Raw genomic sequence first — 20,528 nt, 5'->3', positions numbered from 1 at the left:
CTACAAAAGAAGGAATGACGGGTTGCCATATAAAAAGGCGGTATTAGCGACTGCCCATAAGCTCATTCGTATACTATTTGTGATGCTCAGCAGAAAAACATACTTTGTTGAAGGGGGAATTAAATATAGTTGACTGAAATCTTGATTTTCAGTGACCTTGCCATTGTTTCACCTTTCCACCTGTAATCGAGAGTCTTAACCGTAGAAAAAGACCTTGTCATCTTTTGGTGACAGATGTAGTATTGAAGGAAAACAGGTTTGTATATCGATGTCGCTTCGGTGGAGGAAATGGTGAAAATAGTGTTAGTTGTTCTTGGATGGTGGGCACTCTTAGTCTGCAGTGGTTGTGCTCATACTCCCGGCGATGCAGCGTTGCGCGGGGAGCATCCCGAGGCCGCCGCCGACGTATATGCAAAAGGGGCTGAATTGGGTGATGCTGACGCTGCGCTTAAATTGGGACTCTTGATTAGCGATGGCACCATTCCTGAAACACAGTATGGAACAGCGCTCAAGTGGTATCTGCGGGCTTGCGACTTGGGCAGTCTTCCCGGATGTCATAACGTCGGAGTAGCATATCAGGAAGGTAAGCATGGCGTCTCTGTGGACCCACAAAAGGCGTATGCTTTCTACGTCCAATCTGCAGAAAAGGGATACATGCAGTCGCAATATAACCTCGCGACCCTATATTCGGATCAGTTAGCTCAGCCTCCTAGTGATGTCGAAGGATATAAGTGGATGCTTCTGTCTCAGGGCGCAGCAAAGAGGTGCACTAATTCCCCCCTATGCGATTGGATATTACGAGATCCCCCTGGTCACAAGGCGAAGTTAAGGGGTCGGATGACAGATCAGCAGATTAAGGAGGCTGAGACGCTTGCCGCATCCTGGACTGTAAAGAAATAGCGATATCGCCATGGATGGGTAAGGAGATTTTGTGATCTTAATTGGTCGATCGTCAGGCTAACGTACAATATACAATACATCACTGTCCGGCTTCCTTCCTGAAGTCAACAAAATGTGTTCTTGTACGGGTATGGCAAACTACCTACGCTGATCGTGGACACAATTTGACAAGTGGCGCTCAGAGAAACGAGAGGAACTTAATAATGATGAGCTAAGCCCTGAACACTACCGGCACATAAAGAGTTATCAAACAAACTATTATACTTTTTTCGAAAACTACGATGTGCGGGAGATTGACCTTGAATTACTCTCACAATTCAAGCTGAACGTGCTCAAATACAAGACGGGAACTGCTGCCCCACTGAAATCAAAATCACGAAAGAATATCATGAACGCTCTCCATGCCTTCTTTTCGTGGATGCGCAAGCATGGTGTCATAAAGGAAATGCCTATCTTCCCAGAGATCGTAGACGCAAACAAAACGAGAAGAAGGGCGCTAACCCGTGACGTCCAGGAATATGGACTTAAGAATATTCCTCAGCAACATAGCGATCCTATACGCTTCATGATGAAGACAGGGTTAAGACCGGGAGAGCTTGTCGCTATCCTCGTAAAAAGCGTGGATATTGAAAGGCGTGTTGTATGGGTTGAGCGGGCACGATCAGGTAGCCGCTACGTGGAGCGGACAAAGAACAAAGAAGTGTTGCCGGTGCCTCTCAACGATGCTGCCCTTGAAATAGCGAAGCGGCACACAAAGGGAAAATTTCCGAATGACTTTCTTTTCATCAATCAGAATACGGGAAAGCCCTATACTCAGTGGTTCCTGTGGGACACATGGAAGCGCTACTCAGAGACAGGAGTAACGATCTATGAAGCAACGCGACATTCCTATTGCTCTCAGATAGTACCCCTCACAGATAAGCTCACCGCGCAGCGTTTAATGAGGCACAAGGATGGAAGATCAACAGACAATTACTACCATGCCTATTCAGATGTCCTCATGGATGTGGTTCAGAAAATTGATAACATAGTGGACTTGAAAGATGTCAAGAAACATAAGCAATAGAAGCGAAATAGAAGCGGGTTTTAACAGGTATAAATTCAATTATTTTAAGCAGATAAAGAGCGTCCCCAGGGGGAATCGAACCCCCGTTGCCGGCGTGAAAGGCCAGTGTCCTAGGCCCCTAGACGATGGGGACACAATGTGGGCCGTGCAAGACTTGAACTTGCGACTCTCTGCTTAAAAGGCAGATACTCTACCAGCCTGAGTTAACGGCCCCGCGAGTTCATTAAGATAGTAAAAATTTCTCATAAAGTCAAGGGAATAGTCATTGACTGGGACGTGGCCTGCACCTTATAATATCGGCAGTTATGGCCGCTGATATGAAAGATTTTTTGCAAGAAGACATGGGTGTTGAGGACGTGACCACTAACGCCGTAGTACCTCAAAACCACCGGTCGAGAGCGAAGATCATAGCCAAGGCGGACGGGGTCCTTGCCGGACAGGATTACGCCGCGCTCGTGTTTCGGGAGCTTGACGAGAATATTGATTACCGTGCGCTGAAGAAGGACGGAGAGCGTATCTCCCGCGGCGACACGGCTGCGCTCATTGAGGGAAAGACGCGCGCCATATTGACCGGTGAAAGAGTTGCGCTCAATATCCTTCAGAGGCTGTCTGGCATAGCAACCGTCACCGCCCGTTTCGTTCATGCCGTTCAGGGGACGGATGCGAAGATTCTCGATACGAGAAAGACGGCGCCAGGTCTCAGGTATCTGGAAAAATATGCCGTGCGTATGGGCGGCGGTTTCAATCACCGGATAGATCTCACGGAGATGGCGCTCATTAAGGAGAACCATATATCGGCTGCCAGCTCCATCAAGGAGGCAGTGAAGAAAGTGAAGGCCTACGCAGCAGTCCCGGTCGAAGTGGAAGTGAGGAACATGGATGAGCTCAGGGAAGCTATTGAAGAGCCCGTTGACAGGATCATGCTCGACAACTGGGACCTCGAGGCGACGCGCCAGGCCGTGGCGCTAGTTGGCAGGAAAGTTCCCCTGGAGGCGTCAGGCAATATGACCCTTGAGCGGGTGGCCGAGGTGGCTCGAACGGGGGTCGATTTCATTTCGGTGGGCGCGCTCACGCATTCCTTTAATGCCCTTGATCTCAGCCTGCTCTACGAAGCGAGTGCGTCATGAATGCTCGGCAAGCCGCACCGGACAGAGAAGAGATGCTCGCGCGGACCGAGGCCGCAAAAAATAAACTCGGCAAAGACCTCGTGATCCTTGCCCACTTCTACCAGCAGGACGACATTGTACGATTCGCCGATTTCATCGGAGATTCGCTTCAGCTTGCTCAGGCCGCGTCAAAAAAGCAGGATGCGAAGTACATCGTCTTCAGCGCCGTCTCCTTTATGGCGGAAATGGCGCGAATACTCTGCCTTCCCGAACAGAGGGTCTTTCATCCGGAGCCGGCTGCACTCTGTCCCCTTGCGCAAATGGCGGGACTCGACGAGGTGCAAGCCTCCTGGTCAGTATTGCAGGAAACGGGGAGAAAGATCATCCCTGTTGTCTATGTCAATTCAAGGGCTGACCTCAAGGCGTTCTGCGGCAGAAATCAGGGTCTAGTCTGCACCTCTTCAAACGCTAGAAAAGCCATGGAATATGTCTTATCGCAGGACGCGGTACCCTTCTTCTTCCCTGATGAAAATCTCGGCAGAAATACGGCCCACCTCATGGGGCTTGCCGATGATGAGATGTTTCTCTGGGACCCTCTTGACGATGCATCTGACAGAAATACTCAGAAACTGCGCAGCACGAAAGTAATTCTCTGGCGGGGTTTCTGCTATGTACATACAGCGTTTAAACCCGCCGATGTGGATGCGGTGAGGACTCTTTACGGAAAGGAGATAAACGTTGTCGTCCATCCGGAGTGTACGCCTGAGGTGGTGCGACTTTCAAACTTTGTTGGATCCACCGCCTTTATAAAGAGCACCGTGGAAAAGGCGCCTTCCGGCTCCAAATGGGCCGTCGGAACCGAGATAAATTTCGTGAACAGGATTAAGAGAGAGAATCCGGATAAGACGGTAGTTCCTCTCAAAGAGTGGGGATGCCGCGAGATGGCCAAACTCACCGGCCTGAGATTGCTCCATGTGCTCGAAAGTCTCGTTGAGGGAAGACCTGTTCAGGAAGTGACGGTTGAAGCGGAAGTGGCACAATACGCGAGGGTAGCCCTCGAAAGGATGCTTAAGCTTACATAAGATGAATAAAGACCTAAGACACTCGTGCGAACTTCTTGTCATTGGATCAGGTATCGCAGGGCTTTGTGCAGCCATCACAGCGGCCGAGCAGGGCCTCGATATCATCATCGTAACCAAACAGGATTCCATGGAGGAGTCGAATACTTTTTACGCACAGGGAGGAATAGTCACCCTGGGCATCGATGATTCTCCCGACGTACTCATAGATGATGTGGTACAAACCGGTGACGGTATCTCCAATCTTGAGGCTGTGAAAATTGTGGCCCACGAGGGACCGCGACTCGTAGAGGATTTTCTTATCAACAAGGTCGGTGTACCATTTTCCCGCTCCACGGAGAACGGATATGAATTTGCCAGAGAAGGGGGTCACTCGCGCCGGCGCATCCTCCATTGCATGGACTCAACAGGCAAAGCCATTGAAGAACATCTTGTGGCCAAGCTCAAAGAATTCAAGAACGTGAGGGTCTTCAATAACTATACGGCCATCGATCTCCTTTCGATACCACACCACTCCACCAATCCACTGGCCCTCTACATGGAGCCGCAGTGCATCGGGGCCTACGCGCTTAACAACATAAGCGAGCAGGTCGAACGTATATTTTCTGCGTATACAATCCTTGCTACAGGCGGTCTCGGGCGGATCTACCAACATACCACGAATCCCTCCGGCGCCACGGGAGACGGGTTTGCCATGGCCGACAGGGCCGGCGCCCGGCTCATCAATATGGAATACGTACAGTTCCATCCCACGACACTCTTTCATAAAGACGCCGACGGTTTTCTCATCTCAGAAGCGGTGCGAGGAGAAGGTGGCAAGCTCATGACAAAGGACGGGTCGTACTTTATGGCCAAGTACTCGCCTTTGGCTGATCTCGCCCCGAGGGATGAGGTTTGCAGGGCAATGTACGAGGAGATGCTCAAGAGGGGCGATTCCTATGTGTATCTGGATGTAGCGTCCCATACGGATATTAACATCAAGAAGCGCTTCCCCATGATTTATAAACGCTGCCTCTCGCTCGATATCGATATACAGAAGGTCCCCATACCAGTTGTCCCGGCTGCCCACTTTAGTTGCGGAGGCGTGCAGGTCGATCTCTGGGGCAGGACATCGCTCAGGAACCTCTATGCTGTGGGGGAGGTCGCTGCAACGGGCCTGCATGGCGCCAACAGACTCGGGTCTACGTCGCTGCTCGAAGGACTTGTCTGGGGCATACGTTCGGCTGAGCATATTACGGAGCACTTCAAAGACAAGAAGTTCTACAAGGAATCGGAGATACCGCCCTGGCGTTTTCCCGAAACCGAAGAAGAGGTTGACCCGGCGCTCATTCAGCAGGATTGGGTGAGCATCAAATCGACCATGTGGAACTATGTTGGTATCATACGGACCGTGAAAAGGCTTGAGCGTGCGCGCGCAGACTTGAGTTACCTGAAGAATAGAATAGATGATTTTTACAGACGGGCGCACCTTGCCCCCATGGTGATCAATCTCAGAAACGGTATACAAACGGCGCTTATCGTTACAGGCTTTGCCTTCAAGAATCGGGTGAGCAGAGGCGCTCACTTTGTGCGCTAAGATCTAAGCTCCGTGGGTAAGCGGGTAAGTATCTACAGTACTTCGTTTCGCATAAGCCCGCGCAAAAAGTTTTGAACAGAAAAGGAGAAGAATAGAAATGGCCGATACAGACGATATCAAAGAAGCCAAGATGTTTCACGCGGACAAACCGCAGACCACAGAGGGCTTTTTCCTCAAGGGCTCCAATTCCCTGGACTGGGGAATGAAGAACAGGCTTTCGAGGATATTTAACCCCGTGTCCGGCAGGACGGTCATGCTCGCCATCGACCACGGATACTTTCAGGGACCGACCACGGGCCTTGAGCGGGTCGATATCAATATCCTTCCCTTAGAGCCCTACGCGGATACGCTCATGCTCACGAGAGGAATCTTACGCTCCATTGTCCCGCCCTCGACCTCCAAATCGATAGTTCTCAGGGTTTCCGGAGGGGCGAGTATTCTCAAAGAGTTGTCGAATGAAGAGATTGCTGTCGATATAGAAGAGTCTATACGTCTCAACGTCTGCGCCATGGCCGTACAGGTTTTTGTCGGCGGAGAATACGAACGGCAGTCGATTATCAATATGACCCGTATGGTCGATATAGGTAACCGGTACGGCATTCCCACCATGGCGGTAACCGCCGTGGGCAAGGACATGGCACGCGATGCCAAGTACTTTCGCCTCGCCTGCAGAATTTGTGCGGAACTCGGCGCCCATTACATCAAGAGCTATTACGTGGAGAAAGATTTTGAAACCGTCACCGCTTCGTGCCCTGTGCCGATCGTCATGGCCGGAGGCAAGAAGATACCGGAACTCGACGCCCTGACCATGGCCCACAATGCAATCCAGAGAGGCGCAGCCGGTGTGGACATGGGTCGCAATATATTTCAATCGGCGGCGCCGATAGCCATGATCAAGGCCATAAGGGCCGTTGTGCACGACGACGCAACCCCGGCGGCTGCCTTCGATCTGTACAAGAGACTGAAGAAGCAGGGCTGACCGCTTTAGAAAAAAGTCAGGCAATGAAGGTTTCCTACTGGTACAATAACCGCGATATCAGGATCGAAAACAAACCAACCCCTGTGCCCGGGCCAAAAGAGATGCTCGTCAAGGTGATTTCGTGTGGCATCTGCGGCAGTGACATTGTGGAATGGTATCGCCTGCCGCGCGCCCCGCTCGTGCAGGGACATGAAATCGGCGCCGAGGTTACCTCCGTCGGCGCTTCAGTGACAAAATATAAACCGGGCGACCGGGTCTTTATCCCGCCTAAGATACCCTGCGGCACATGCTTTTACTGTAAGAACGGACACCACCCTCAGTGTACCGAGATCAAGGAGCGGCTACCCGGAGGATTCGCCGAGTATATTTTGGTGCCCGAGATATTTGTCGAAAAAGGAACCTATCTCTTGCCGGATACGGTTACGTACGATCAGAGCACGTTCATCGAGCCGCTGGCCTGCGTGGCTCGGTCGGTGCGTCTGGCCGCGCCAAAACCAGGCGATTCGATGCTCGTGATCGGCTGCGGCATGTCGGGACTCCTTCATGTGAAGCTCGCAAAAGTTAGAAGGCATAAGGTAATCGCTGTGGATATCAACAAGAAGAAACTCGAAATTGCAGCCCGTATGGGAGCGGATGTGCTTATTGACGCCTCCGACGATGTGGCAGCTCGACTGATCGCTGAAAACGGCAAGAAGGCTGACGTGGTCTTTATCTGTTCCGGGGCCGAGGCTGCGCTGGGACAAGCCTGGGCTTGCGCGGATAAAGGCGGGGTAGTAGTGCTCTTCGCCGTTCCGGGACCTGAGAAGAACGTAGTGGTTCCGGTCAACGATTTCTGGACAAAAGAAATGCGCATCCTTACGTCCTACTATTGCGGGCCTCCCGATATTATCGAGGCGATGAAGTTGATAGAATCAGGCGGTGTGGTAGTCGATGATCTGATCACTCACCGGTTCCCTCTTGATGAAATCGCTTCGGGGTTCCGGCTCGTATCTGACGGGACAGAATCTATCAAGGTGATCATCAGACCGCACGGATAAGCACGTCGAAGAAAAATCTAAGCGGACAATTCAGTTTCATCTATTCTTCACATCGTCAAGAGATGCTGTGGCCGGAATCCTGGTTACTATCTGGTCTTCGCCGGTGTCCGCGAGGAAACTGCCGAGCGGTCGCTTTAAAAGAGGGTGGATGAGCCCGGGTTCTATTTCAAGGCATGGGATCATGGCGAACCTGCGCCTGTGTAACGCCGCATGAGGGATCGTCAGATAAGGCTCGTTAAGGACCGTGTCCCCGAAAAGGAGTATATCGAGATCGATGATTCTGGGGCCGTCTTTTAGCTCTCGTGTACGCCCCATGCTGTCTTCGATCGATGCAAGAAATCGAAGAAGCTCATGTGGTGTGCCTTCCCAGGTCACAAGTATTGCGCAGTTGACAAAATCATCCTGTCTGATCTGTGACACAGGGGAAGTATTGTAAAAGGAGGAGACTGATTTGAGATCGATCCTCTGATCGGCCGCAATCTTTTCTATGGCGATCACGCAGTTCTTTATGCGATCGCCCATGTTGGAACCGATGCCTATAAAGATTCGATTGTGCACGATGTTTGTCAGGTGTTCTGTTCTCTATCTTTTGTGTGGGCAAGGGACATAGGTTTCTGTTTTTCAGGGTCTTTCATGGCCTTCTTGAATTCCTTTATGCCTTTGCCCACTGACCCCATGACCTCGGGAAGCTTGCCTACGCCGAAGATGAGCACGGCGATGATCAATATGACGATCAATTCAGGAAACCCGAGTCCGAACATGAAGTAACCATATCACTTTCCAAAGAAAGGAGTCAATGGCTTTTACCGGGGTGAGTCATCTGCCGTCCCCGCGAGCAACCTCCAGGTTGTCCACTCGAACATTGACTCCACGTACAATATATGTTTTAAAATAACAAATGGCCGTACTCGAAATACGAACATTTCCTGATCCGGTTTTGAGAAAGATCGCCGGTCCCATCGAGAACATCACCGATGAGATCGTGAGACTTTCCGAGAACATGGTGGAAACCATGATTTTCGCCCACGGCGCAGGTCTTGCGGCGAGCCAGATAGGCGTTGCCACACGTCTCATCACAATTGACGCATCATTGGTAGGTAAAAAGAAGCCTCTCGTTATACTCAATCCGGTCATAGTGGAGACGATTGAAGAGGAGGTCGGAGAAGAAGGGTGCCTGAGCGTGCCCGGTTTCTCTGAGTTCGTGAAAAGGGCCAAGAAAGTCTCGGCGAGAGGCACGGACATGGCCGGCAAAACCCTTGAGCTTGAGTGTGAAGGTCAATTCGCCCGGGCCATGCAGCACGAGATAGACCACTTGAACGGTATTTTGTTTATCGATCATTTAAGCCCCATCAAAAAAAACATTTTTAAGAAGAAGTACGCCGGACAAAAAAAATGAGGACCATTTTCTTCGGCTCCTCGAGTTTCTCCGTACCCGCTCTCAAATCAATTGCCGAACATACAATCTGTGTGGTCACGAAGAAGGCGAAACCCAAGGGCAGGGGCTACGCGCTCGACGACAACGAGGTAAAGATGGCCGCACAGGAACTGAATCTTCCTCTTATAGAAATCGATTCCTTTAAAGACGAGGTTGTCAGGACCTTGCCGGATCACAAGCCCGATTTTTTTGCCGTTGTTTCCTTCGGTCTTATCGTGCCCAAATGGGTGCTCGATATACCTTCCGTGGGGCCGATCAACGTTCATCCGTCGCTGCTCCCTCTCTATCGCGGCCCGTCACCCATGCAGTGGGCCATACTCTCCGGGGACGAGACCACGGGCATTACCCTCATCAGGATGAACGAAAAGATGGACGCCGGTGATGTGATCTATCAGGAACAGGTCGGGATCGGGCAGGGGGAGAACTTCATAGAACTTTCGGAAAGGCTCGCGAAAAGGGTTTCCGAGATACTGCCCGAAGTCCTTCGTGAGATCCATGCCAGGGGCACAATCGAAGGTACTGAGCAGCGTCATGACGCGGCAACCTACACGCCGATCATCACCAAACAGATGGGCATGATCGATTGGAGCAAAAGCGCTCAAGAGATTGATCGGCAGGTGCGCGCCCTGGTATCCTGGCCCACCGCATATACATACCTTGACGGAAGGATGATGAAAGTATTCGAAGCCTCGGTCGAGCAAGACGTTCAGGCCAAAGAAAAGCAGGGGCGAATAGGGGCGATTGTGCGGGATGGCCTGCTTGCCGACTGTGGTCGGGGTGTTCTGAGATTGAAAGAGATACAGATGGAGAACAAGAGGCGGATGCGGGCCTATGACTTTGCACAGGGTTACAGAGACCTCGTCGGCAAAGTTTTGGGCGGGCCTTAAGCAACGTAGCTCACGAGCGCTATATCTTCTTGTTTTTTCATAGGCTACCCTGATATGATGAAGCAGAGTCTTATGATGACGCTGTTTCTGTAAGGATTTAGAAGCATTTTTTAGTTGACTTAAATTCGCTGAGCCTTTATCATCAAAATAAGGCTTCAGTTTGGTACAGAAATTGCTCCCTAGGTGGTTATGAAGAAATATTGCGCTCTCATCATGCTGTCCGTGTTTCTGGCTGCCTGTTCCACGGGCGGGCAGATCGTTTCAAGCAATTCCGCCTCACCCGTTCAACCGCAACCGTTGAGGTCGAGCAGGAATCCGGTCGAGCCAGCTAAGCTGGCAAAAGCCGAGCCCGAAAAGGTGAGAAAAGTGTCGGAGCCCTCTCCCCCCAGGGAAAAGCCGAAGCCCCTGGTTGCGCCTGTCGCAGCACCCGTGAAAAAAGAGCAAGCTTCTATGATCCCGGTGGCGAGCGATGATGGGCCCGCGCTCGATATGGAAACGCAGATTATCGAAGAGGATGACGATATCACGACGCTGCTCGGAAGTACCGATGTTCAAAATTTTGACATACCCATTGTCTTTAACGATGCAGTGAAATACTATATCCGTTATTTTACGGAAGAAAAGAAGAAAGTTTTTGGAAACTGGCTCAAGCGGGCCCGATGGTACGTCCCCATCATCACGGAAATCTTAAGAAAGAACGGCATGCCCGAGGATCTTGTCTACCTTGCCATGATCGAAAGCGGTTTCAACCCGAAGGCGTATTCGCGGGCCAAGGCCTGCGGGCCCTGGCAGTTCATCTATGAAACCGGAGGCAGATACGGGCTTAAAGTCAACTACTGGGTAGACGAACGCAGAGACCCGGAGAAATCGACAGTTGCCGCGGCAAAATACCTTCGTGACCTCTTCAATCAGTTCGGACACTGGTACCTGGCGGCAGCCGGTTATAACGCGGGAGAGAAGAGAATAGAGAAGGCCATCGAAAAACATAATACAAATGACTTCTGGGAGCTTTACAAATATAATACCCTGCCCAAAGAGACGAGAAACTATATCCCGCAGCTCATCGCGGCGGCGGTTATCGCAAAAGACCCTGAACGGTTCGGTTTCGGAAGCATCGCGTATGATTCGCCGATCCAGTTTGTCAACATGCCGGTGCCGCCGGCTACGTCCCTTACCGCCATCGCTAGGGCATCGTCACTCGATGTGGCCGATGTGAGGGCCTATAACCCTGAACTCGTCCGCGGCATCACACCGCCAGGCGGTGATGATTATGAAATCAAACTCCCATCTTCCGTTGATGCGCTTTCATTTAACGAGAGGCTCGACACTGCCCTTGAGGGCGAGCCAAGGATCAAGAGTGTGGTCACCTACAAGGTAAAAAAAAAGGACTCGCTTCCCAAAATAGCCAAGAAGTACGGGGTCAAGATGGAGGATATTCATCTGGTGAACGGCTGCGATGAAGAATTGAAGATTAAACCCGGCATGGTCATCGCCATACCTCGGTTTAGCGGTCCGTCAAAGACCGTTATAGCGAAAAGTCTCGACAGGGAAAATAGCACTCCTCAACCGAAATCCAAGGGCCGGGTCGGAGGCGACAGGCAGACCGCACAGGCGAATACGGAAAAGGTCAAGCCCTATCATATCGTAAAGAAGGGCGAGACGCTCGCCTCCATTTCAGATAAGTACGGCCTGGATGTTGCCGACCTCAAATCAATAAACCATTTGAAAAATGAAAAGGTGCACCCCAATATGAGATTGATGCTTGCGAGTCACGTTGAGAAAGGCACCGACAAGAAGTCGAAAAAAGAAGAACCCGCAAAATTCAAATATCATATCGTAAAGAAGGGCGAGACGCTCGCCTCCATCTCGGACAAATATGGCGTGGATATTGCGGACCTTAAGGCGACCAATCACCTGAAGAGCAACAAGATACTTGCCAAAATGAAGTTGAAAATTGTGGTGAAAGAGGGTTAAAGATCAAGAACCGGGAACGCAAGCCCGCTCTGCTACGTGACGGAGCGGGCTTTTTGTGGCGAAATTGCGGATTATACCTTGAGGACGAGGTTGATCATGTCACCCCGGGAAAAACCCATGGCGTGGAAGAATTGGAGGAGATCCCAATCGTTCCAGTTGACAAGCGTGTAGATCGTGTCAACCCCGTGTTTTTTTAGATTTGTTACGAGCGCCACCGCGAGTACCTTTGCAATGCCCCTGTTCTGATAATCGGGGTCAATGCCGATGGTGTCGATCCAGCCGATGTTGTTGGGGACCTTGAATTCCCAGCCGCTGACCTCACCCAGAATGAAACCGGCCACCTTCGCGTCTATTTCGGCGACAAGAGATGCGTCCGGGGGTCTCGATTCGGCCTGTCGAATGATTTTGGTGACCCAGTAGTCCTTTCGGGTTTCCCCGAGGACTTTGGTATCTATCTCCACGATAGAATCGAGATCGTCCTCAATCATCTGTCTGACGCTGAGCTTATCCAAGAAACTCCCCATAGTTTTGACTCGCTTGTTAATTTTTTAACATAGTTACTTTGAATTGGCAACATAAACTTTTGCAGCTTGAGAAATCAAGGACAAGGTCTCTTTGGAAGCGAACAAAAATCAATAAAACCGGCCTGTTGTGACAAACTTCGCTCTCGTGGGCACGGTATCGAATGTCTCGGGGCTCGTCAGGTTAGATGCGAAGAATATTCTCTGTCCGCCGGGGTCTCGAAATCCCTCTCGGCTTGCGTGATCTTTGTTTACAATGGTGTACGGTACGCTTACATGTCGGGCACAAGACACCGAGATCATCTGCACTCGCTTTGAACATGGCGCCGCACAGATAGCATATCTCTTCATTGCCATTTCGCTTGGGATAATCGGGATATACGCGGCACAGACAGGTAGGTTTTGAACAGACGAGTACCCTTACCTTGTTGCTGACATCATCATCCGGACACATCTCTGAGCCACATTGGGGACATTTTTGGGCGGGGGTTTCAGTGTTATCCATATTCCTTCCTTCAACATGATTATCGACAGATTGGTGGATATATTAAGGGCGTCATCCGATACACACCTGTGGTCGAAAGGAACGACTGTTGGATGGTACCCGGCTGTTTGGGGCTTTTCTATTTTTTATTATGGTGGTACAATAAGTGCCATGTCGGACGCCGAAGAACAAGAACGCAAGGCTAGAGAGACAGAATACGTTACGAGACTATTACATGCTGATACCAGGATGTATGGTCTTCTCCACTTCAAACGCGAATATGTAAGACAACTGCTCCAGTACTTGAGGCCGAACAAGAAGAACAAGAGCGACGATCCAGAGGAATGAGACTACATGACGGTAAAGGCCGTCCCCGTGGAGTTCAGTCTTTACACATTAAGCGGGACCACCCGGTAGTTTACCCGCGTCAAGCTTGAGATTGATTGGACACGCCGAGCGCGGTGTCCCTTTATTGTGAGCATTGGTGGCGAGAGGCCTGGGCAGCTGACAGAGAAAGATCCGGCGAGCATCTTCCGTGGTCCAGATCCTCCACATTTGAGCATTCACTAAGACCGCAAAATGAGCTTTCGCGGACCTTAAGACCATTGCTATCGTCAGGAAAGGGGGTGTAGCATGGTTACCAAACGAATCTTCGTAAGCGACATCCATATGGGTGACGAACGCAGCACCAGTCAGCCCTCTCCACTCCATAACTACTGCTGGTTCCATGATTCTGAGTCCGCAAGTGAGCCTGATCGTCCGGAAATGCTGACAAAATTCCTGGAAGAGTATTGTGCGGGTGACGCCTCCATAAATGAGGTAGTGGTTGTCGGAGACCTTTTCGACGAGTGGGTCTGTCCCGCCCAGTTCGACCCGACAGAGCCTCCCTGTCCCGTACCTCTTCCGCAAGGCGAGCAGTACAGAAAGATCGCCAGTGCCCCTCAAAACCTGCCGGTCATCGAGGCTCTCAAGAAGCTTGCTTCGCAGAAAAGACTGGTTTATGTGCCGGGAAACCACGACATGTTTGCAGACGGGCCCATAGTCAGTGAGATGTTTCCTGGCATACGTTGCCCGAAACCTGTGGACGGACATTGCGTGTATCGGGCCGACGGCATATGGGCAGAGCACGGCCATTGGTATGGTATGTTCAACGCTCCTCACCCCGCGGGCGCAGCGGGTGGCCTGTCAGCAAGCCGTCTTCCTCTGGGATACTTTATAAGCCGTATCGACGCAGAAGAGACCTTGAGAACGGGCAAGGGTTTTAGCCTCCCGCAGGTCTTCAAGGAATGGATTGAGCACATCCTGTACAGGGTCCCGCAAGCCAGAGATTCAAAAGCCATCGCGGGTGATCTTGTGGACGATGTACTTATGGATCTATTCGATACGCTCGTGTCCGATCACGCTTACGGCCTGAAAGGGGCAGTCATGAACGGGTTTGCCGGCATACCGGGAATAACCCCGTGGGAGGAGGTCAAAAAGCGGTACGCTCACGTGTACGCTCAATGGTCCACTAACCACCCCAACAATGTCCGTCCGCTCGATGCTATTCAATGCGACGCCGGCAGCCTTTGGGAGGCGGCCCGCATGGTAACGTTTACGAATGACGATGTGAGGATTGTTATCTGTGGGCATACCCATGAGTCAACGTTTGAGTCGTATCCCATCGATATTTCCGATGATACGATTATCTCTCCCGAAGCAAACCGGATATACGCAAACTCGGGTGCCTGGACGAATGACACAGTGACGTGCACGTTCGTTGAGACGGAGCTTCGTCCCGACGAGAAAATGCATCTCGTGAGCCTCAAGGAATGGATCAAGGATCCTTTGATCGGTGATTACAAAGCCAAAGATGTCTGGCGACAGAACGGATGGGTGGTACCATAACGTGAGCTGTGACGTTTCTCTTCCTCGTTGCAAACCCCTGAGTGGTATCATCTTCTCCCAGACCGGCGCAACCCCTGGTTGCCGTTGACAGGAGGGAAGGTTATAGCCTGCATATCGAGAAGGCTTGTCCATGAATCCCCTCGGAGAGTCGGGCCCCAAAGGATGGTTGAATTATGACTCACGCGCGACGCATTTCAATTCTTATCCTTGCGTTCCTTTTTGTCCTATCGTTCTCATCTGCCGGCTGGCCTGCATTAACCGGAGTGGTCGTGCTCTATGGAAAGGGAGGCACTACGAAGCTTGTCACCAGATTCATGGAAACCCTCCGGAAGGCCGGTTTCATGGTCATAGTTCCCGATTTACCCTACTCGGAAGGTAACTGGGAAAAGCCCTACCAGGACAACGTTGCCGCTGTGGATAAAGCAATCACGGCCCTGAAAAAGCAGGGAGTAACGCGCGTCTTTTTAGCGGGTCACAGCCTCGGGGCAAACGTAGCCCCGTATGTGGCGACTCAACTCACTGTGGATGGGGTGGTAGCCATGGGAGCAGGACACGTACCGGAGGCGAAGGGATATGCCTCCCGGGTAAGCAGTGACATGGAGAAGGCGCGAAGGATGGTGGCCCAAGGCAAGGCAGATACCCGCGCTGTCTTCGACGACTATGATCAGGGGCAGAAGCTTCAGCGGAAAGCGACCGCCGCTATTTACTTGAGCTATGTGGACCCGGAAGGCCCGGCGGTCATGCCACGCAACGCGGCGGTGCTTACGCCCGGCACGGCTTTATTGTGGGTCGTGGGCACGCGGGACAACATGTCCGAAAGAGGCTCGTCTTACGTATTCGATAAGGTTCCGCCCCATCCCCGCAATAAGTACCTAGTGGTCGATAGCGACCATGCGAACGTGCCCACCGACGCTGCGGAGCAGATTGTAGCATGGCTCAAGGAATTTGACAGATAGCTTTGTAACTCCCTATCTTCAGCGATTGGTCGTGTGATTCAATAGTTGTCGATTTCCCTCCTTGCAATTCTCAGTTTCTGTCCTACAATGATATTATAGAGGCAGGAGCGTCAGACTAATCGCTGCACCGGTGCGTCGGGGATCCGTGATGAATATGGTGCGAGCTAAGGCTCTGTCTGTGAAGGCGCGGCAATCCCCATGCCCTGAACAAAAAGAGTAGGGAGGTTTTGGGAAAGGGGGAGAGATGTATGCCACACGTGACAACCTACGATGAAAAAGCAGGCATTATCGAAACAAAGTTGAGCGGAACCATCAAGGCACCCGAAATTATTGAAATTATGAATGGCAACGCTGCGCTCGCACTGGAACATAATTGTTACCGGTGGATCAATGACTTCAGTGATGCCCGATACAACATCAGCTTCATGGAGGTCCTCAATTTTCACAATCAAATCACCAAACTCGCCCGATCAACCGGGATCGATATGCACAGGATCAAACGGGCAATAGTAGTCCGTCAGACAGATGAGAAACACAGATATGCGGCAAACGTGATGACAAACAGGGGCCAGAACCTCGGGGTATTCGAATCGATCGGGGAGGCAAGGGCGTGGATCACGCGTGAAGGATAGTCGCCACGCTTGATTAAAAGCTCCGCCCGTAGAACAACAACCTGGCTTTGTAAGTCGATCGCATCTTGCTTCGACGTGAAGCTCATATCCACAAGTTCCTGTTGATTTTAGCTCTTCAGATTTCTTAAATTATAAGGATAGGAAGTCAACGAAAATAAACGGAGGACATATTCATGGAAGAAGTCTACGAGTACCTCAAGAAGTGTGGCATGTATTTTATCGCAACCGTGGACGGTGACCAACCCAGAGTGCGGCCATTTGGATCACTACTGATCTTTGAAAAGAGGCTCTATTTCCAAACCGGAAAAGTCAAGAACGTGGCAAAGCAGCTTGCGAAAAACCCCAAGATAGAAATCTGCGCCATTGCAGATCGCAAATGGATTCGCATAGAAGCCATCGCTGTTGAAGATGATAGAATGGAAGCGAGGCAGGCAATGCTCGATGCACACCCTCAATTAAAGGGTATGTATGCGGCTGATGACGGCAATTGTGAAGTCTTCTATCTCAAGAACGCAACGGCAACCTTCTCAGCTCGTGGAGAAGAACCGAGGGTAGTGAAGTTCTGATTGAGGAAGAACCACAAATGCTGAATACGTGAAAAAAGGCGAGAAAGAATTAAGTATAAATGGAGGGCCATGACCCGAGGAAACAAACCTTAGAGAACAAGACGGAGGAAGCCATGAAGACACATAGTCGCATCACACGGATCTCCGGTATGATCTTTATCGCGCTGTTGCTTGCCGCATTACCAATCCGTGCCGCTCAAGACAGGTGGCCCGGCACCAAAGCCAACGAGCCCACGCCTAAGGTTAAGGGAATGCCCAAAGAACTCGCAAAACATCTTGCGAACTTCGATGACCTCGACTTCCGGGTCTACACGGGCGAGCAGTGGCAGGATCTCCACAAGAGTCACTCCAAGGACGTGGTGGTGCACTGGCCCGATGGCCACACGACAAAGGGCATCGAAAAGCACATCGAGGACTTGAAAGTCATGTTCACTTTCGCGCCCGATAACAGGATCAAAGAACATCCAGTCCGCTTCGGCACTCCGGACGGCGAGTGGACTGCGGTGACCGATTGGCTGGAGGGTACTTTCACAAAGCCCATGGTCCTCCCCGACGGCAAAAGCATCCCGCCCACCGGCAAGGCCTACCGAGTCCCCATGGCGACCATCGGCCACTGGGGCAAGGATGGTGTCATGTTTGAGGAATACCTGTTCTGGGACAACGCGGAGTTTATGAGACAGATCGGGCTCGGTCAGTAGAACCTGTCGAGGATCGACACAAGGGCGACCGCGGTTCAAATTTGTAGTGCCCTAAAGGAGCCCCTGCAGTAAGCGGCTGGGATTGCGATCTTCTGCAATTGACAGCCGTCATGGAAGAAAGGAACAGGCTCGCGACTGTATTTGACCAATTGCTAAAGGTCGCTGGCCCACGATGGTGTTTAGCCCAACTGCACACATTTCCATTCATACTCATTGGCTCTCTGCATAAGATTTGACGGCCGATTCGCAGGTGGAGTTGACGACCGGCTCATTGCCCAGTCCTTCCTGAGAGGGGCCTCCCCAATATTTTCTGCCAATGCCGCCTTGCAAAGGGTAATCAATATGCAAAGCTGTCGCCGACAACCTTGAAATTTCGTTGAAGCCGTCTTAGCTATTATACCTGAGAGGCAACCGGATATGAAAGCCACACAACAATTAAAAGACGAACACGAGGGCGTCAAGATTATGCTCAGTATCCTTGAACAAGTCTGTCATCAATTTGAAGCAAAGGGAAGTCTGAAAAAAGAACACTTCGAGGCTATCCTTGAGTTCTTGGAAGTCTTCGTAGATAGGTGCCATCACGGGAAGGAAGAAGACCTGCTGTTTCCTGCAATGATAGCTGCGGGCATTCCTGAGGAAGGCCCCATTGCCACCATGCTCCGTGAACATGAAATGGGCAGAAGCTACGTTAAGGCGATTAGCCAAGGCTATGCCTCCTATACCGCAGGAGACGAATCTTCATCTAAAGACATCACACAAAATGCTGAGGGTTATGTTTCACTAATGACGGACCACATTGAAAAAGAAAACAATATCGTCTTCGTGATGGCAGACAGTCGCTTGCCAGAACAAGAACAGGACGAATTAATCGAAGGATTTGAGAAAATTGAGGAGGAGCGAATTGGAGTCGGCAAGCATGAAGAATTTCACGGATTGCTTAAAAAACTGTCTGCAATCTATATAGATAGAGTGCAAGGGGGTTGAGATGTTCGTAAGAATCGACCACGTGGAGATTGTGCCAAGGAATGCGGGAGCAACGATTGACTTCTATGTTAATATTCTCGGATTTAGTCTGAAGAGCCGGAATGAAGTGAAAATGCCGCCCATGAGAGAAGTCATTTATCTTCAACTGGGTGACACAGTTATCGAGATCATTTCTGTAGATGGTCCCAAACCAAAATCCGAGATCCTCTGGGAGGTAGGATACAGAGGCATTGCCCTTGAAGCAGAAAACATGACAAAAGCGGTAGATTACTTTAAGAGCAAAGGGATAACCGTGGTCCGGGAGCCGGTAGACCTGGGAGATTCATTTCGCGGAGAGATAAGAGACCCTGATGGACTCATTATTGAACTCCGACAGTGGAAATGGCCGAACGGAGCGATCGGCGAACAATCGGCGTCACCGGGCGGAGTTATAAGGAATGGCACAATGCGTGGGGCAGGTCAGCATTGAGTATTGAAAAGCATAGACAATCTACAGACGTTGATGCAACGGAAATGAAGGAAAAAAGATAAACGCCAAGAAGCGGATGCCAAGAACGTTTCAAACAGTAATAGATTGGCTTCCGCAGTTTAAATAACTACAATGATATGTAATCTTAAGAGAGCTTGGTTCGTATTAGGTCGTAGAACATAGTGCGTGTTTTTTTTCGTTTGTCCTTGTTAGTTATAAAATCAAAATAGCTTTTCTGATAAAAACTGGTAACATCTGTGGTTTTATAGGCATCCACCGTCAGGACCCTACAGCCAGTTCTATTTTCCGATAGAAAAAAAGATTTGGTCATATTCAAAAGATGCGTTCCTATACCCTTTCTACGATAATTCTTATGGACACCCAACCGCACGATCTTCACGGCTGGCAAGTAAGTGTAGGGTCGCCTTATTCCAGTAAGATCAACGCCCCTTACATTGTCGAGACGTATTTTGTCGTTGCAGAAGCTTATGAGAGCTATAGGTAAGGCGTCAGGGTCAGCTCCTTTATCTTTGATGCTCAGGCCGTAAGTTTTAGTAAGAAGGTGCTTTTCGTGTGGTATCAAATCAACTTGAAAAAACTCATTAAGGTCATCATCACCACAATCGAATAATTTAGCGAGAAAGTGATTGGTTAGGGGCTTAAGAAGCCAACCATCTAATTCGAAACTATTTCTCACCGTTTCTGGCGTCTTTTAGAATCAACCGTCGAATCGATTCTAATTTAGGAGTAGGAACGAGAGGCCTAACGTCTGTTTGCTCTTTCTTGATTCTCTGTACAAAATCGGTTGCTTCTTTGCCCTTCAGGATCGGTGTGCACCCGATTGGCAGAGCCATAAGTACCTCCTTTCTTCAATCCCCCAAGGCTTTGTCGGTTAAATCGTTGCAAACTTTAGCTCCACCACCCCTTGTAGTGGGTCAGTTTCAATTTCAAGAACCATTATAAGTCCAGTAAATTAGTAAATCAAGGTAAAAATGCAACAAATTCTTGACAAATGTCGATATTGCGTTCTTCGGTCATCAGAGCTGGGATGTATTGAGTTTGCATTCGAAATCAAATTAAGACAGTATCCCCAAAGCATTCTCCTTGACACGAATTACTACGAAATCATAATATCCTTATAGATTATTGACGGCTGTATATTAATTGCTGGGACGGAGGAGGAAACGAATGTATTCAGTCGCGACGGTTAAGAACATCCTTGAGACGGCCATCGACAGCCTCGTTGACAACTTTGCCCGTGAACCCTATATCCATCGGTGCGAGCACTCCAT

Annotated in this window: 22 protein-coding genes and 2 tRNA genes; 18 read left to right on the top strand and 6 right to left on the bottom strand. The window is 50.4% G+C overall.

The features are described 5' to 3' along the window. Positions 1-258 precede the first annotated feature (258 nt). A complete protein-coding gene (locus VMT62_02185) occupies positions 259-900 on the top strand; it encodes a tetratricopeptide repeat protein (protein HVN95212.1) in 642 nt (213 codons plus the stop codon). 283 nt (positions 901-1,183) lie between these two features. After that, positions 1,184-1,966 carry a tyrosine-type recombinase/integrase gene (locus tag VMT62_02180; GenBank protein HVN95211.1) on the top strand — a complete coding sequence of 261 codons (783 nt, stop codon included), beginning with the start codon at positions 1,184-1,186 and terminating at the stop codon, positions 1,964-1,966. Positions 1,967-2,026: 60 nt separating this feature from the next. On the opposite strand, the gene VMT62_02175 is transcribed toward VMT62_02180, so the two are convergent. Together VMT62_02175 and VMT62_02170 are read right to left on the bottom strand one after the other, a co-directional pair. Continuing rightward, positions 2,027-2,099, bottom strand: a tRNA-Glu gene (locus tag VMT62_02175). Positions 2,100-2,105: 6 nt separating this feature from the next. After that, positions 2,106-2,179 (bottom strand) — tRNA-Lys (locus VMT62_02170). Between the two features lie 104 nt (positions 2,180-2,283). On the opposite strand from VMT62_02170, the gene nadC reads away from it, so the two are divergent. The 5 genes from nadC (at position 2,284) to VMT62_02145 (ending at position 7,743) form a co-directional block, all read left to right on the top strand. Next, positions 2,284-3,093, top strand: a complete 810-nt coding sequence (gene nadC, locus VMT62_02165; GenBank protein ID HVN95210.1) for a carboxylating nicotinate-nucleotide diphosphorylase — start codon at positions 2,284-2,286, stop codon at positions 3,091-3,093. Further along, on the top strand, positions 3,090-4,154 hold the full coding sequence (gene nadA / locus VMT62_02160) for a quinolinate synthase NadA (protein ID HVN95209.1): 1,065 nt from the start codon (positions 3,090-3,092) through the stop codon (positions 4,152-4,154). The genes nadC and nadA overlap by 4 nt, the downstream gene beginning before the upstream one ends. Before the next feature lies 1 nt (position 4,155). After that, positions 4,156-5,727 carry an L-aspartate oxidase gene (nadB, locus tag VMT62_02155; GenBank protein HVN95208.1) on the top strand — a complete coding sequence of 524 codons (1,572 nt, stop codon included), beginning with the start codon at positions 4,156-4,158 and terminating at the stop codon, positions 5,725-5,727. 97 nt (positions 5,728-5,824) lie between these two features. Beyond that, positions 5,825-6,706: a 3-hydroxy-5-phosphonooxypentane-2,4-dione thiolase gene (lsrF, locus tag VMT62_02150; protein ID HVN95207.1), complete on the top strand. Its 882-nt coding sequence runs from the start codon at positions 5,825-5,827 to the stop codon at positions 6,704-6,706. A 23-nt stretch (positions 6,707-6,729) separates the two neighbouring features. Continuing rightward, the gene (locus tag VMT62_02145) at positions 6,730-7,743 is read left to right on the top strand and encodes a zinc-binding dehydrogenase (protein ID HVN95206.1); all 1,014 of its coding nucleotides are present in this window, start codon (positions 6,730-6,732) and stop codon (positions 7,741-7,743) included. 36 nt (positions 7,744-7,779) lie between these two features. On the opposite strand, the gene folK is transcribed toward VMT62_02145, so the two are convergent. Together folK and tatA are read right to left on the bottom strand one after the other, a co-directional pair. Next, positions 7,780-8,301, bottom strand: coding sequence for a 2-amino-4-hydroxy-6-hydroxymethyldihydropteridine diphosphokinase (gene folK / locus VMT62_02140; GenBank protein HVN95205.1), 522 nt, complete (start codon positions 8,299-8,301; stop codon positions 7,780-7,782). An 8-nt stretch (positions 8,302-8,309) separates the two neighbouring features. Continuing rightward, entirely contained in the window at positions 8,310-8,504 is a 195-nt protein-coding gene (gene tatA / locus VMT62_02135; GenBank protein ID HVN95204.1) for a twin-arginine translocase TatA/TatE family subunit, read from the bottom strand. A 137-nt stretch (positions 8,505-8,641) separates the two neighbouring features. On the opposite strand from tatA, the gene def reads away from it, so the two are divergent. From def to VMT62_02120, 3 genes are all read left to right on the top strand, one after another. Continuing rightward, the gene (gene def, locus VMT62_02130; GenBank protein ID HVN95203.1) at positions 8,642-9,139 is read left to right on the top strand and encodes a peptide deformylase; all 498 of its coding nucleotides are present in this window, start codon (positions 8,642-8,644) and stop codon (positions 9,137-9,139) included. Beyond that, on the top strand, positions 9,136-10,065 hold the full coding sequence (gene fmt, locus VMT62_02125) for a methionyl-tRNA formyltransferase (protein HVN95202.1): 930 nt from the start codon (positions 9,136-9,138) through the stop codon (positions 10,063-10,065). Before def ends, fmt begins: the two co-directional genes overlap by 4 nt. A gap of 189 nt (positions 10,066-10,254) precedes the next feature. Continuing rightward, complete coding sequence (locus VMT62_02120) at positions 10,255-12,039, top strand: LysM peptidoglycan-binding domain-containing protein (GenBank protein ID HVN95201.1); 1,785 nt, start codon at positions 10,255-10,257, stop codon at positions 12,037-12,039. Positions 12,040-12,110: 71 nt separating this feature from the next. On the opposite strand, the gene VMT62_02115 is transcribed toward VMT62_02120, so the two are convergent. After that, positions 12,111-12,551: an N-acetyltransferase gene (locus VMT62_02115; GenBank protein ID HVN95200.1), complete on the bottom strand. Its 441-nt coding sequence runs from the start codon at positions 12,549-12,551 to the stop codon at positions 12,111-12,113. 664 nt (positions 12,552-13,215) lie between these two features. On the opposite strand from VMT62_02115, the gene VMT62_02110 reads away from it, so the two are divergent. The 8 genes from VMT62_02110 to VMT62_02075 all read left to right on the top strand — a co-directional run bounded on the left by VMT62_02110 (position 13,216) and on the right by VMT62_02075 (position 19,236). Beyond that, on the top strand, positions 13,216-13,392 hold the full coding sequence (locus VMT62_02110; protein HVN95199.1) for a hypothetical protein: 177 nt from the start codon (positions 13,216-13,218) through the stop codon (positions 13,390-13,392). A gap of 285 nt (positions 13,393-13,677) precedes the next feature. Next, the gene (locus tag VMT62_02105; GenBank protein ID HVN95198.1) at positions 13,678-14,931 is read left to right on the top strand and encodes a metallophosphoesterase; all 1,254 of its coding nucleotides are present in this window, start codon (positions 13,678-13,680) and stop codon (positions 14,929-14,931) included. A gap of 173 nt (positions 14,932-15,104) precedes the next feature. Beyond that, positions 15,105-15,887, top strand: coding sequence for an alpha/beta hydrolase (locus VMT62_02100; protein ID HVN95197.1), 783 nt, complete (start codon positions 15,105-15,107; stop codon positions 15,885-15,887). A 248-nt stretch (positions 15,888-16,135) separates the two neighbouring features. Beyond that, positions 16,136-16,519: a hypothetical protein gene (locus VMT62_02095; GenBank protein HVN95196.1), complete on the top strand. Its 384-nt coding sequence runs from the start codon at positions 16,136-16,138 to the stop codon at positions 16,517-16,519. 173 nt (positions 16,520-16,692) lie between these two features. Then, complete coding sequence (locus VMT62_02090) at positions 16,693-17,085, top strand: pyridoxamine 5'-phosphate oxidase family protein (GenBank protein ID HVN95195.1); 393 nt, start codon at positions 16,693-16,695, stop codon at positions 17,083-17,085. 113 nt (positions 17,086-17,198) lie between these two features. After that, a complete protein-coding gene (locus tag VMT62_02085; GenBank protein HVN95194.1) occupies positions 17,199-17,783 on the top strand; it encodes an ester cyclase in 585 nt (194 codons plus the stop codon). Between the two features lie 417 nt (positions 17,784-18,200). Next, positions 18,201-18,767, top strand: coding sequence for a hemerythrin domain-containing protein (locus tag VMT62_02080; GenBank protein HVN95193.1), 567 nt, complete (start codon positions 18,201-18,203; stop codon positions 18,765-18,767). Between the two features lies 1 nt (position 18,768). Then, positions 18,769-19,236 carry a VOC family protein gene (locus VMT62_02075; protein ID HVN95192.1) on the top strand — a complete coding sequence of 156 codons (468 nt, stop codon included), beginning with the start codon at positions 18,769-18,771 and terminating at the stop codon, positions 19,234-19,236. A gap of 686 nt (positions 19,237-19,922) precedes the next feature. Here VMT62_02075 and VMT62_02070 read toward each other — a convergent pair. Next, a complete protein-coding gene (locus VMT62_02070) occupies positions 19,923-20,090 on the bottom strand; it encodes a hypothetical protein (protein ID HVN95191.1) in 168 nt (55 codons plus the stop codon). Positions 20,091-20,528: the final 438 nt, after the last annotated feature.

Source organism: Syntrophorhabdaceae bacterium, from assembly GCA_035541755.1.
GTDB lineage: Bacteria > Desulfobacterota > Syntrophorhabdia > Syntrophorhabdales > Syntrophorhabdaceae > PNOF01.
This window is presented reverse-complemented; position numbering and strand designations above follow the sequence as displayed.